Annotated in this window: 11 protein-coding genes; 4 read left to right on the forward strand and 7 right to left on the reverse strand. The window is 43.4% G+C overall.

Features of this window, described 5'->3' with window-relative positions:
- Nucleotides 1–298: 298 nt before the first annotated feature.
- A complete protein-coding gene (locus B4240_RS09290; protein WP_414707120.1) occupies nt 299–2,167 on the forward strand; it encodes an electron transfer flavoprotein-ubiquinone oxidoreductase in 1,869 nt (622 codons plus the stop codon).
- Nucleotides 2,168–2,276: 109 nt separating this feature from the next.
- On the opposite strand, the gene B4240_RS09295 is transcribed toward B4240_RS09290, so the two are convergent.
- Together B4240_RS09295 and B4240_RS09300 are read right to left on the reverse strand one after the other, a co-directional pair.
- Nucleotides 2,277–3,773, reverse strand: a complete 1,497-nt coding sequence (locus tag B4240_RS09295; protein ID WP_296238606.1) for an alanine/glycine:cation symporter family protein — start codon at nt 3,771–3,773, stop codon at nt 2,277–2,279.
- A gap of 640 nt (nt 3,774–4,413) precedes the next feature.
- Nucleotides 4,414–4,689, reverse strand: a complete 276-nt coding sequence (locus B4240_RS09300) for a hypothetical protein (protein ID WP_296238608.1) — start codon at nt 4,687–4,689, stop codon at nt 4,414–4,416.
- 51 nt (nt 4,690–4,740) lie between these two features.
- Between B4240_RS09300 and B4240_RS09305 the strand changes: the two genes are divergently transcribed.
- The 3 genes from B4240_RS09305 (at nt 4,741) to B4240_RS09315 (ending at nt 7,578) form a co-directional block, all read left to right on the forward strand.
- Entirely contained in the window at nt 4,741–5,001 is a 261-nt protein-coding gene (locus B4240_RS09305; RefSeq protein WP_296238612.1) for a DUF4212 domain-containing protein, read from the forward strand.
- Between the two features lie 4 nt (nt 5,002–5,005).
- Nucleotides 5,006–6,874 carry a sodium:solute symporter family protein gene (locus B4240_RS09310; protein ID WP_296238614.1) on the forward strand — a complete coding sequence of 623 codons (1,869 nt, stop codon included), beginning with the start codon at nt 5,006–5,008 and terminating at the stop codon, nt 6,872–6,874.
- Nucleotides 6,875–7,032: 158 nt separating this feature from the next.
- Nucleotides 7,033–7,578, forward strand: a complete 546-nt coding sequence (locus B4240_RS09315; protein WP_296238616.1) for a hypothetical protein — start codon at nt 7,033–7,035, stop codon at nt 7,576–7,578.
- 72 nt (nt 7,579–7,650) lie between these two features.
- Here B4240_RS09315 and B4240_RS09320 read toward each other — a convergent pair whose 3' ends face one another.
- From B4240_RS09320 to B4240_RS09340, 5 genes are all read right to left on the reverse strand, one after another.
- Nucleotides 7,651–8,256, reverse strand: a complete 606-nt coding sequence (locus tag B4240_RS09320; protein WP_296238618.1) for a rhomboid family intramembrane serine protease — start codon at nt 8,254–8,256, stop codon at nt 7,651–7,653.
- Between the two features lie 54 nt (nt 8,257–8,310).
- Nucleotides 8,311–9,363: a 5'-nucleotidase gene (locus tag B4240_RS09325; RefSeq protein ID WP_296238620.1), complete on the reverse strand. Its 1,053-nt coding sequence runs from the start codon at nt 9,361–9,363 to the stop codon at nt 8,311–8,313.
- 267 nt (nt 9,364–9,630) lie between these two features.
- On the reverse strand, nt 9,631–10,920 hold the full coding sequence (locus B4240_RS09330; protein WP_296238623.1) for a TRAP transporter large permease: 1,290 nt from the start codon (nt 10,918–10,920) through the stop codon (nt 9,631–9,633).
- Nucleotides 10,917–11,444 (reverse strand): TRAP transporter small permease, encoded by a 528-nt coding sequence (locus B4240_RS09335; protein WP_296238624.1) that lies wholly within the window; start codon nt 11,442–11,444, stop codon nt 10,917–10,919. Before B4240_RS09335 ends, B4240_RS09330 begins: the two co-directional genes overlap by 4 nt.
- A gap of 17 nt (nt 11,445–11,461) precedes the next feature.
- The gene (locus tag B4240_RS09340) at nt 11,462–12,520 is read right to left on the reverse strand and encodes a TRAP transporter substrate-binding protein (RefSeq protein WP_296238626.1); all 1,059 of its coding nucleotides are present in this window, start codon (nt 12,518–12,520) and stop codon (nt 11,462–11,464) included.
- Between the last annotated feature and the right edge of the window lie 411 nt (nt 12,521–12,931).

Below are 12,931 nucleotides of genomic sequence, written 5' to 3' on the forward strand. Positions count from 1 at the left end.
TTACCTTAACATTGATACCTAGAAATGCGTATCGTGTTTGTAGGACTTTTCTTTTATAATGAGTAACGATTATTTATTTAAAATGGTTCAGTGGGTGTTGAATTAACGACACATTTTACGTTATGGGCGGATAGATTGTGAGTAAATATCTTTACCCTTAACGTCGTCAATTGATGCCGCAAAGACAGTTTTTATCGGGCAGCCATATGTCTGAGTAACGTTAGCGCCGCAAGCTTTATTATTCAATTGTTAAGCTAATGATGCCCTGAGATAAGCCACTACAAGTTTAGGAGTAGGTATGCAAGAGCAAGACAATCAAACGCCAGTCGTTGATAGTGACGTTGTTAATAACGATACTGTTCATAACGACATTGCGAATACTGATGCAACCGTAGCAGAAACGGCAGATGCAGAAGCACGACAAGAAGCTGCAGCGACTGAAGAAACTACGGAAGCTGAAGCGGCAACAGTGGCCGCCGAGCCAGTCGTAGAACCTGAAGCTGCCGAGCCTGAAATCGAACGTGAATCAATGGAATTTGACGTTATTATCGTCGGCGGCGGCCCTTCTGGTCTGTCAGCAGCGATTCGTCTGCGTCAGCTTGCTATTGCAGCGGGCAACGATGAATTTATGGTCTGCGTGGTCGAAAAAGGTTCTGAATTCGGTGCTCATACGTTATCTGGCGCCGTTATTGAGCCGCGCGCTTTAGATGAGCTGATACCAGACTGGAAAGAAAAAGGCGCGCCACTAAACGTGCCTGCCATTGAAGACCGCGTTTATATGCTGGGTTCTGCTACCAAAGCCACCAAGCTTCCTGATTCTATCGTCCCTGCCAGCATGCACAATGAAGGCAATTATATTGTCTCACTCGGCAACGTCGTTCGCTGGTTGGCAGAGCAAGCGGAAGAGTTAGAAGTTATGATGTTCCCAGGCTTTGCTGCTGCTGACATCTTATATAACGATGACGGTTCGGTAAGAGGTGTGTTAACCGGCGATATGGGTGTGGCGGCCAATGGCGAAGCCAAACCTAGCTTTGAGCCAGGGTATGAGCTCCTCGGTAAATATACCATCTTTGCTGAAGGTTGCCGCGGACATTTGGGCAAACGCTTAATCAGCCGTTTCGGTCTTGATAAAGACGCAGATCCTCAGCACTATGCCATTGGCCTAAAAGAGCTGTGGGAAGTGGCACCAGAAAAACATGAACAAGGCGTGGTTATGCACGGTTCAGGTTGGCCACTAACTGACACCGACTCTTCTGGTGGTTGGTGGTTATATTTCGATGAAAACAACCAAGTAAGCTTTGGTATAGTGATCGATTTATCGTACTCAAACCCTTATATGTCACCGTTTGATGAAGTGCAGCGCCTCAAACTGCACCCACTTATTCGTAATATCTTAGAAGGTGGTAAACGCCTGTCTTACGGCGCGCGTGCCCTGACCAAAGGCGGCCTAAACTCCTTACCAAAATTCACCTTCCCAGGTGGCGTATTGGTCGGTGATGACGCCGGTTTCTTAAACCCTGCCAAAATCAAAGGCACACATACCTCAATGAAATCAGGCATGTTAGCTGCTGAGGCGATTTTTGAGGCGCTGCAAGCTGGCCGTGAGCACGATGACGTGGTTGCTTATAGCACCATGTATAAAGAATCGTGGTTATATCAAGATAACTACGAAGCGCGTAATTTTTCACCAGCCATGCACCGTATGGGACAATGGATGGGCGGCGCCTTTAACTTTATCGAGCAAAACTTGCTTGGTGGCAAGATGCCCTTGACCATTCATGACAATCAGTATGACTACGATCAGCTTGAGACGGCAAAGCACGCCTATCAGCCCACCTATCCTAAGCCGGATGGTAAGCTGACATTTGATAAATTGTCATCGGTCTTTATCTCGAATACCAACCATGCGGAAGATCAGCCATCGCATTTAAAACTGACCGATCCAACAGTACCTGTCTCCGTCAATTTACCATTGTACGCTGAGCCTGCGCGTCTGTATTGCCCAGCTGGCGTTTATGAAGTGGTAAAAGATGCTGAAGGTGCTAAGTTTGTTATCAACGCGCAAAACTGCGTACATTGTAAAACTTGTGACATCAAAGACCCGTCACAAAACATCACTTGGGTGACGCCAGAAGGTGGCGGCGGTCCTAACTATCCAAACATGTAAACCCTATTTGTGATAAATATTGCTTAATAAAAAACCGCTCTTAATAATAAGAGCGGTTTTTTTATGCTTGTAGCTTTAATAGCGTATTTACTTTACTGGTTTATAAAGACTAATCAGTCCATGCATCGCGGTTGGCTTCGTCTTTTAATTTCACAAAATCATCTGGGTCAAATTTGATTTGCTCGCCCGTTTTGCCTTCTTTAACTTGTCGCTCATAATCACGCAAGATGCGTAGGGCGACAGGCGATAAGATTAAAATAGCCACCAAGTTGACGAGTGCCATTAAACCCATGGATAAGTCAGCAAAGTTCCAAATAGCAGGCAGGCTAGCGATAGCACCAACAAACACCATGCCTAAAACCATAAAGCGGAAAATCATAATCATCACTTTGGCGTTTTTTTCACCCGAGATAAACTCAAGATTGGACTCGCCATAACTGTAGTTGGCAATAATAGAGGTAAATGAGAAAAAGAAAATAGCAATCGCGACGAAGATAACGCCCATATCGCCCACATACTGCGACAATGCCAACTGCGTTAATTGAATGCCCTCTTGTTCGACACTCGGGTCAACAACGCCTGAGAGAATGATAATGGCAGCGGTAGCCGTACAGATAACCAACGTATCCATAAACACCCCAAGCATTTGCATAAAGCCTTGCACCGCTGGATGATCCGGATAGCTTTTTGCCGTCGCCGCCGCATTGGGCGCTGACCCCATACCCGCTTCGTTTGAAAACAAACCGCGTTTGATACCGTTAATCATCGCTTGCGCAATACCGTACCCAATCACGCCGCCCGCTGCTTGCTCAAAGCCGAATGCAGATTTTACAATCAAAACAACCGCTGCTGGGAATTCGCTAAAGTTGGTGATAATAATGAAGAGCGCCAATAAAATATAAAGTATCGCCATAATTGGTACGATTTTACCAGCGATACGCGCAACCGAGCGCAAACCACCAAATACCACTGGCGCGACCAATACTACGAGCACCAAGCCTGTCATCCACGTTGGCACGCCAAAGGCTTCATTGGTCGCCTGCGCAATCGTATTTGACTGTACACCATTAAATGCCAAACCAAACGCAACCAGCAAACAAAGCGAGAAAAATATCGCAAGCCAGCGCTTACCCAAACCTTTTTCGATATAGTAAGCGGGCCCACCGCGGTAGACATTGTCTTTATGCGGCACTTTATAAGCTTGCGCTAAGGTGGACTCGATAAAACTGGTCGACATACCGACTATCGCCGTCATCCACATCCAAAATACGGCGCCTGGCCCACCCAGATAAATAGCAATCGCCACCCCTGCCAGATTACCTGTACCAACCCGCGCCGCTAAGGAGGTCATCAACGCCTCAAATGAGCTGATACCGCCCTCTTTACGCCCTTGATTTGATACTCGTAATAACCGCCACATATGACCGAAGTGACGAAACTGAATAAAACGCGTAGCAACGGTAAAATACAAACCGGCACCGATTAATACAAACATCAACAACCCATACCATGGATTGCTCGCGATTAACCAATCATTATTGCCCCAAATAATGCTAACACCGTAATTAACAATGTTATTAAACCAACCTGCTATGCCTTCGCTCATACCAACTCCTCACTTACGCTTTATCAATGCTGCTTACTTTTTATATAAAAATGTCTATAACCAATCAAAACAGTCTTTAAATTACCTAAAAATTTTTCTAAAAAAGTTTCTGAAAAATTTACCGTGTGCATTCTATCGAGATTAAGAGGTCTTCAACTATCACATTTGGTTATCAATTCAAGAAGTTTATTTTTAAAATAAATGTTACTTGCCCTTTAACTGCTATAGAATGGAGAATGTAACAAATTAGAAGCATTTTTTAGACATTTATCGTACGATTCCAGTAACGTCATCGCTCGCTAATCCGTAAAACTGCGGCATTTCTTGATGACCTTAACTGTTTTTTGATAAATAACCAGAAAGTGACTGCTAATTTAAAATTAAGTTTTTAATAACGCCATCGTTTCAACACGTAGACTGGATTTTATAGTCTTTAGCGTTCGGTTGATATTGATTTATTGGCATGAATGGCTAGCGTATTAAAAACTTTAAGACTCTTGTCAGGAAGACGGGATCGTAAAAAGACAGCGGATTGTTGACCCTCATGGTTTTACCTCGATAAATCCCCTCTTTTCTGCAAGGCACCCTTAAGCCTAAAAGTCATAGCATTCGTTATCTCTTCATCTTATGAGAGCCGTTTTTAACGGAACCAGTTTTCATAATTTGATTTATAGATAAGGGGTTTTGCACCTGCTTTTAAACGGTTCGCTTTTAGGTCTTTGGTTTTGATAATTTTTGATGGTATGAGGCCGTAAATAGCTATTTTTAACTTTGTTTGCTGATCATAAATAGCTAAAGCCTCTGTCATTTGTGCGTATTTTTTCAGCCAAGCTGTTGAGTCATTTTGTATGAATGGTCTATAAGAGGGTTTTTGTAGATCTAATTTCGCTTGGAGCGATAGACAATAATCACTCATTAGGCTCAAATCAAACATGATGTTTTTAGGTAAGACAAAAGGAGTTGTCCTATGGAAAACCACAACGATCCATCCGGTTATTGGCGTGCCAATGTCCGTCTCATTTTAGGTAGCCTCGTTATCTGGGCCCTGTGTTCTTACGGTTTTGGTATTTTATTTCGTCCATTATTAACAGGCATTCGCATAGGGGGTACTGACCTAGGATTTTGGTTCGCTCAGCAAGGATCCATTGGCGTATTTATCATTTTAATTTTCTTCTACGCGTGGCGTATGAATAAGTTAGATAAACAATATGGTGTAGACGAGGAATAGTCCTATGAGTCAATTTGCGATTAATATTCTTTTTGTAGGCCTATCCTTCGCTTTATACTTCGGTATTGCGTGGTGGGCGCGTGCAGGTTCAACCAGTGAATTCTATGTTGCGGGCGGCGGTGTGCATCCTGTGGTCAACGGTATGGCAACAGCTGCTGACTGGATGAGTGCAGCGTCATTTATCTCGATGGCGGGTATTATTGCGACCGGCGGTTATGCGGCATCCACTTACTTGATGGGGTGGACGGGCGGTTATGTGCTATTGGCGATGCTGCTCGCGCCCTACCTGCGTAAATTTGGTAAGTTCACGGTGCCAGATTTTATTGGCGATCGTTTTTATTCCAAAACCGCCGCTATGATTGCGGTGGTTTGTTTGATTATTGCTTCGACCACTTACGTTATCGGTCAGATGACGGGCGCTGGGGTGGCATTTTCACGCTTCTTAGAAGTGGATAATACTACGGGTCTGCTTATTGCGGCGGTTGTCGTATTCTTCTACGCCGTCCTTGGTGGTATGAAAGGCATTACCTACACGCAGGTTGCGCAGTACGTGGTTCTCATGATTGCCTATACGATTCCTGCGGTCTTTATTTCACTTGAGCTGACGGGTAATCCGATTCCTGGTCTTGGTTTGTTCTCAAACCATGTCGAAGCTGGCATTCCTATCTTAGCCAAGCTTGATCAAATTGTTGTCGATTTAGGCTTTACTGCTTATACCGCTGATGTACCAAACAAGCTAAACATGGTGCTATTTACTTTATCACTGATGATTGGTACGGCAGGATTACCACACGTTATCATCCGCTTTTTCACCGTTCCTAAGGTTGCCGATGCACGCTGGACTGCTGGTTGGACGTTAGTTTTCATCTCGCTCCTGTACTTTACGGCGCCAGCCGTTGGTGCGATGGCGCGTCTCAACCTAATCGATACCATCTATCCACAAGGCGTTGAAGAGCCAGCCATTGAGTATGATCAACGTCCAGACTGGATGAGAACATGGGAAGAAACTGGCCTTATTAAATACAATGATTTAAACAACGATGGTCGTATCCAGTTCTATAACGATAGCGGACTTGGAGCCGCAGAGCTAGCATTGTCGAGCGCCACCACTGACGGCGGAGATGTTGCCGCAGCAACCACGGCTGTAGAAGAGGCAAAAGCTGAGCATGCTCTAGAGCGTGATGGTATCTTTGTCGATAGAGGCTGGGAAGGTAATGAGCTAGACGTTAACGCGGATATTCTAGTATTGGCTAACCCAGAAATTGCACGCCTACCAGGTTGGGTGATTGGTCTTATCGCCGCCGGTGGTTTAGCAGCAGCGCTATCAACGGCAGCTGGTCTACTACTTGCCATCTCATCAGCGATCAGTCATGACTTGATCAAAAGAAACATCAACCCGAACATTACCGATGCAGGCGAGCTAAAAGTCGCCCGTATCACGATGGCAATTGCGATTGTGGTTGCGACATGGCTTGGTATCAATCCGCCGGGATTTGCGGCACAGGTTGTGGCACTAGCCTTTGGTATTGCAGGTGCGTCACTGTTCCCTGCTCTAATGATGGGGATTTTCTCTAAGCGTATCAATAACGTTGGCGCTATCGCTGGTATGTTAACGGGTTTGATTAGTATCTTGGTTTATATCTTTATCTTTAAAGGTTGGTTCTTTATCAGTGGGACAGCAAGCTTCCCTGATACTGAAGAGTATTGGCTGTTTGGTATCTCGCCTCTATCGTTTGGTGCGATTGGTGCCCTACTGAACTTTATCGTTGCGTTCGTGGTTTCTTATGCAACCACGCCACCACCAGCGCATATCCAAGAATTGGTTGAAAGTGTTCGTTCTCCACGTGGCGCTGGCGGCGCAATCAATCATTAATCTAGACGATAATCTAAACGATGTTGTGTGCTATTCTTTGTAATATATCACTCACCGGCAGCAGCTGCTTGTGAGTGATTTTTTTATCTCAGGCTTATTGTAAGCGGGTTCGTTATCAATTAGTTTTATACGCGCTGATGGCGTTAAGGAAAAATCTTATGCTTTTTGAGTTTATCGCCACCATAGCAGCCGGATTTGGTATGGCTGGGATAGCACTGATCATCACTCATCTCAGCAAACTAGCCGGAAAAAAGGCGCCAAGATGGCTGATTCCACTATTTGGCGCCCTCGGGATTTTTGGTTTTCAAATACAACAAGAATACAGTTGGTTCGAGCAACAAACCGCGCAACTTCCTCAAGGCGTGCATGTGGTTAAAAAAGTTGAACAGCGCACTTGGTTTCGCCCGTGGTCATACATCAAACCTCAAATTTTTCGTTTTATGGCAGCTGACAGCGGCCATGCGCGCGCTAACGCCGATTCGCCAAATACTTACTTGGTCAATTTATATTTATTCGAAAGACGTAGAAGTGTGCAGCAAGTCCCGCAAGTTATCGATTGTGCGGCGCCTGCGCGCGCAGATTATGTGTTGCAAGAAAAAAATAGTAGATTGAGCATTGATGAACACATTAAGCAGACAACTAAATGGCGACCTCTAGAAAAAGAGGATCCTCTATATATCAATGTTTGTATCAATAAAAGTTAAGACCGTTAACGTAGTGAAAATATGGGATTAAAAATAAATTTGCTATTAAAAATATGGTTGTGCTCTTAGCAGTTAATAACGTGAATTTAAACTGGTATAAGCATGCTTTGAGTTTGCTCCTAATAATAAGCCGGCGCACAGACCACCGAAATGCGCCGCAAATGAGATGCCTTGCTGCGGCATCAAACCTTGCTTAATGGTCAGCCAATAACCTGTACCCATCACAATACAGGCTAATAAATAGCCCCAACGCCGCGCAAACACTGCCCCGCCTATCATATAACCGAGCATTGCAAAACAGAGCCCCGACGCGCCAATATGAATCGACAACGGCGAACCAATAACCCACGTCACCAGTCCTGACGCCACGATTAGTTTTAGCACCGTACGATAAGCATTATTTTCAAATAGCCCAAACAAAAATAAAATTTGCAATAGCGTCAACGTATTGCCGAGTAAATGGGAGAAATTGCCATGCATCGTCCATGATGCAAACACCCCAATCATACTGCCGATATCTAACGCGCGGGGCACGATGCCAAAAATATTCCACAGACCAAAAAGCAGCGTTTCATTAAGAAAAAACATGCCCCACATAGGAATAAGGACAAAAGCATATAAGCCAATGACTTGCTTAATCCTTTGCACCATCAAGGTCGTTAATTGCTGCCATTTCATATTACGTTTTACCTTTTAAGCCTCTTCATTTCATAAAAGCCACATTACTGAATATTACTGACTCACAGAAAAAAGTGGGCGTGCTACAGGTTTAAATGACAATAACGAAGCGTCTTTGTCAGTAGTCAATACACTTTTGGCGTGCAGCAATGAAGTTGAATGATAAGGGACTAAAGCGGTCGGCATGAAGTTACGCGCAGCATCGATATGTTTGACTGAATCATCAAAGAAAATATGCGGCGCAAACGTTTTTAATACCGAAGTTTTTTCAAGTCCGCCTAAAAAAAACGCCATATCAAGATTGACGCCCCAATCGCGTAGCGTTTTGATAGCACGTAAGTCAGCAGGCGCATTACGCGCCGTAACTAAAGCAATTTTCATAGGAGAAGAATGCAAATGAGCAGGTAAACGCTCCTGCATTTTTGCCAGTTTAATCAGCAGCTCGGCATAAGGCCCCTTCTCTATGGGCAAGTCACGCATTTTAGCTTCACGCTCATGAAAAGCCTGTAACCCTTTTTGCTTATAAAGTAGCTCACCTGAGTCATCAAATAGCACCGCATCACCGTCAAAGGCGATACGTAGCTGCTGCGTATCCAGCTCATAGGTATTTATCGGAGTGGCATCTAGTATCGCACAGGCACAAATATTGGCATCTGCAACTTGCTGAGCATCATTGCGATTGGTGGTCAAAAATAAATCCACATTAAAATCTTTAATATAGGGCGCTACAGGGCTTCCGGAGATAAATGCCGAGCGCGAAATGGTTAAACCGTGTTCACGAATCGCATTGAGCACTTGAATACCCGTATCCGGGCTACTTTTTGAGACGATGACCACTTCAACCAACGGCGTTTCAATACCTGAGCTTTGCTCCTTGTTATCATGACAGTAATTATTTAAGTTTAATAAAGCTTTGATAAGTGGATAGCCGGCGCCGATACTGAGAGGATCGTTCTCACGTTCGGCCATATATTCTCGAAACACTTTAATCGCATCGCGAGGTCGCTGCTGCAATAACGCTGTCAGATGATTTTCAGACTCTGACAAATTAAATAAAGCGGTCGCTGATATTGCAACGATTAAGGTGTTAGTAAAATCTACTGCCATAGCTTTCTCTACTTAATTTTTTTATAAAAATATATGGTTTTAATCTTACTATACCTATCACTATTTATAATGATGAGAACCGTTACGTTAACGTCATTACTGTAATAGTATTTATCATACCTTCAAAACCTAAATACATAAAAAAAGCCATATCATCATCACGACGATATGGCCATAAATTAAAAACGATTTTTTACAATTGTGGAAACTTATTTCTAAATAACCACTTATTTCTGAATAATACAGCGCGCATTAAATTCTTTTAATCTAGTTCAACAGCACCAGTGATATTGCAGGGAAAGCGACTAAAATAATCAAGCGTACTAAGTCAGAGACAATAAACGGTGTCACCCCTTTAAACATATCAGACAGCTTAATATGCGGTGCCATCGCCTTAATCACAAAGATATTCATCCCCATTGGCGGCGTAATCAAACCAAGCTCTACGGTTAACACCGCAATGATACCGAACCACACAGGATCATAGCCCAAAGCAACAATAATTGGAAATACCACTGGAATCGTAATCACTAACATCGCTAGGGCATCCATAAATAGCCCTAACAAGAAATACATGATTAGAATACAGATAAGTACCACTATTGGACTTACCGCTAAACTACCGATCCAAGTGGCTAAGCTATAAGACAGACGCGAGACTGAAATGAAGTATCCTAACGCTTCTGCACCCAGCAGCATAAAGAATACGACAGCAGATAATGCCAGCGTTTCAATCAATGACTGTTTCAGCCCATTCATGCGCATGCCTTTGGCAAAGGCATAAGCCCATGACACAAAGGCACCCACTGCCGCCCCTTCTGTTGGCGTAAATAAACCAAAGAAGATACCAGCGATAATCACAATAAAAATAAAGCTAAAAGGAATAAGCCCGGTCAAAGACAATAACTTGGCTTTCCAAGAGGTCTTTTCACCGCGCTGAGCCAAATGCGGCTTCCAGCGCACCATAATCATAACGGTGATTGAGTACATCACCATGCCTAAGATGCCTGGTAAGAAACCTGCGATAAACATATCGCCAACCGACTGCTGCGTTAAGATGGCATAGACCAGCAAAGCAATACTGGGCGGGATCATAATACCTAGCGTGCCACCTGCAGCTAAGATACCGCAGGCAAAGCCTGGTTGATAGCCATACTTCTCTATTTGTGGCAAAGCAACCTTGGTCATGGTAGAGGCAGTTGCCAATGAAGAGCCTGAGATGGAAGCGAAGATGCCTGATGAACCAATTCCTGCGATCCCTAGGCTGCCTCTGACCCCACCAAATATCGTTCGAGTCGCCTCAAATAGTTTCCCTGCCATTCCTGAATGTGTAGCGAAGACGCCCATAAGGATGAAAAGTGGAATGGCACTAAAGTCATACTTGGCTAAAACGTCCACCGGTAAATCTTTAAGCATTTGTAAAGCACCACTTGGTGCTGTCACTGCTGCAAAGCCGCCCAAACCCACACCCAACATAGCCAAAGCTACAGGTACTCGCAGCATGACCATCACAATCATGCACAGTAAGCCAATGCCACCAATAACTTCTGGACTCATGCGCCTGTCTCCTCGGCATCAAAAAACTCACCGGTTTTAAAGATATTGATGGATTCAATTAGTGAGCGAACGGCGAGTAAAACACTTAAAAAGGCACTGATTAGATAGATTGGCATCATTGAGACGCGCAGATCTTGGGTGACTTTTCCAAACTGCATCGCATCAATCGCGCTTTCATAAAGACCCCCAGCAAAGACGATACCGATAAAAAAGAACCCCATCATAAAGACGCCCATCATGTAGCCTTTAATAGCCTTTGACATCTTTTGAGTGAATACGTCGACGATGATTTGTGAGCGTTCAACAAAAGCGGCAAAGGCACCCAATAAGGCAAAAAGCATAAAATAGGAAACTATCTCAACGCTACCTTTTACCGTAAAGCCAAACTCACCACCGGTAAGCTTAAAGATATAACGAGCAGTGACATCGAGCATGGTTGTCAGAACGATGATGATAAGACTAATCCCACCAATAAATTGGCATAGCCTAGCGATAAAATGGCTGATTTTCACTAAAAGTGCCATGTGATACCTCCGATAGATTAGACCTTACAAGCTGTACTGGCGGCTTTAGCTTTTGCATAAACCCCATCTGCGTCTAAACCCAAGGCTTTAACATCAGCAAGATATTTATTGGTACCTTTTTCAAGAGGGCCTTTCCAGTTAGGATCATTCAATGGATCAGGGATATCAATGATTTCATCACCTTTATCCTTAGCCGCTTGAATTGCCATTTGATCATGCTTATCAAACACTTCACCGACTTTATGAGCAAGCGCCATTCCTGAGTTTTTATCAAGAACTTGCTTTAAATCATCTGGTAGACTGTTATATTTGTCCTTATTCATAGTAACCATAAGCGCTGAGCTATAAAAAGGAATACTAGTGTGATATTTAGTTATTTCATCAATCTTAAAAGCAGTGACTGCTTCCCAAGGGAAACTTAGCCCATCAACAACGCCGCGCTGTAAAGAAGTGTACATATCATTAGCAGGTAAACCTACAGGCGAAGCACCTGCGCTTTCTATAATATCGCCAGCCACCGCAGAGGGACGACGGATACGCATACCCTTCATATCTTCAGGCGTTCGAATTAATTTGTTTGTGGTATGCAGCGAACCAGGTCCAGCACCGTACATAAACAATAAATGTGAATCTTCGTATTCGCTAGCGAGAGTGCCATCTTCATAAAGAGTCTGCAGCATACATCCCATTTGAGTAGCGGAGTTGGATAAACCCGGAAGCTCAGTAATCTGAGTTAAGGGAAAGCGTCCACTAGTATAGCCATGTGCTTGCGAACCAATGTCTATCGTACCTTTGGCAGCAGATTCATAAGTAACATCTGCTTTAGCAAGACCCGCTGAAGGATAGAGTTCTACTTTTAAGCGACCATTAGAATCTTCTTCTATTTGTTTAGCCCAAGGCTCAAAGACTTCTTTACTAATAGAAGAAGTAGCTGGCCAAAAATGTGAAAAACGTAAAGTAGTGGTTTCTTTTGAAGAAGTGGCAGTCTTATCGGTATTGCTATCAGATTGATTTGAACAGCCTAATAAGCTGAGTGCGACTAACGTACCTATAGAAAATAGAGGAGCAAATTTCATTATCAATTCCTTTTGATAACTATTGAGAAAATAAGAGATTACTTATCAACTTACTAAAATAATCACTTATCATTATTTAACGCACTTAAGAAAACTCTCCATATAATATTTACAAACAACTATTATTAATTTAAACGTAAACTCCTGTTTAGATTCGAAGACAATGGCTAAAATTAGCAGCTATAATGATAAGTGTCAAATCATTTTAATCAAAATGATAAGATAACTTATCCTTAACTTACGACTAGATAAAGAATCTATTTATCTACATTTTAAGCAGCCTCTTTATGGTATCAGTAATAAAGCGAAGTTAGTGTGCATGTGCATGCTACCAGCATTTATTTCGCACATAAAAAAAGCCCCCAACACTTATGTGTTGGGGGCTTTTAGGAATAGAGAGCTGACGATGAC

Source organism: Psychrobacter sp. UBA5136, from assembly GCF_002414005.1.
GTDB lineage: Bacteria > Pseudomonadota > Gammaproteobacteria > Pseudomonadales > Moraxellaceae > Psychrobacter.

Excerpts from the sequence above, each read along its gene's own strand:
- B4240_RS09320 (WP_296238618.1), bottom strand. The coding sequence starts at position 8,256 with ATGAAATGGCAGCAATTAACGACCTTGATGGTGCAAAGGATTAAGCAA.
- B4240_RS09310 (WP_296238614.1), top strand. The coding sequence starts at position 5,006 with ATGAGTCAATTTGCGATTAATATTCTTTTTGTAGGCCTATCCTTCGCT.
- B4240_RS09340 (WP_296238626.1), bottom strand. The coding sequence starts at position 12,520 with ATGAAATTTGCTCCTCTATTTTCTATAGGTACGTTAGTCGCACTCAGC.
- B4240_RS09305 (WP_296238612.1), top strand. The coding sequence starts at position 4,741 with ATGGAAAACCACAACGATCCATCCGGTTATTGGCGTGCCAATGTCCGT.
- B4240_RS09330 (WP_296238623.1), bottom strand. The coding sequence starts at position 10,920 with ATGAGTCCAGAAGTTATTGGTGGCATTGGCTTACTGTGCATGATTGTG.
- B4240_RS09300 (WP_296238608.1), bottom strand. The coding sequence starts at position 4,689 with ATGAGTGATTATTGTCTATCGCTCCAAGCGAAATTAGATCTACAAAAA.
- B4240_RS09325 (WP_296238620.1), bottom strand. The coding sequence starts at position 9,363 with ATGGCAGTAGATTTTACTAACACCTTAATCGTTGCAATATCAGCGACC.
- B4240_RS09290 (WP_414707120.1), top strand. The coding sequence starts at position 299 with ATGCAAGAGCAAGACAATCAAACGCCAGTCGTTGATAGTGACGTTGTT.
- B4240_RS09335 (WP_296238624.1), bottom strand. The coding sequence starts at position 11,444 with ATGGCACTTTTAGTGAAAATCAGCCATTTTATCGCTAGGCTATGCCAA.
- B4240_RS09295 (WP_296238606.1), bottom strand. The coding sequence starts at position 3,773 with ATGAGCGAAGGCATAGCAGGTTGGTTTAATAACATTGTTAATTACGGT.
- B4240_RS09315 (WP_296238616.1), top strand. The coding sequence starts at position 7,033 with ATGCTTTTTGAGTTTATCGCCACCATAGCAGCCGGATTTGGTATGGCT.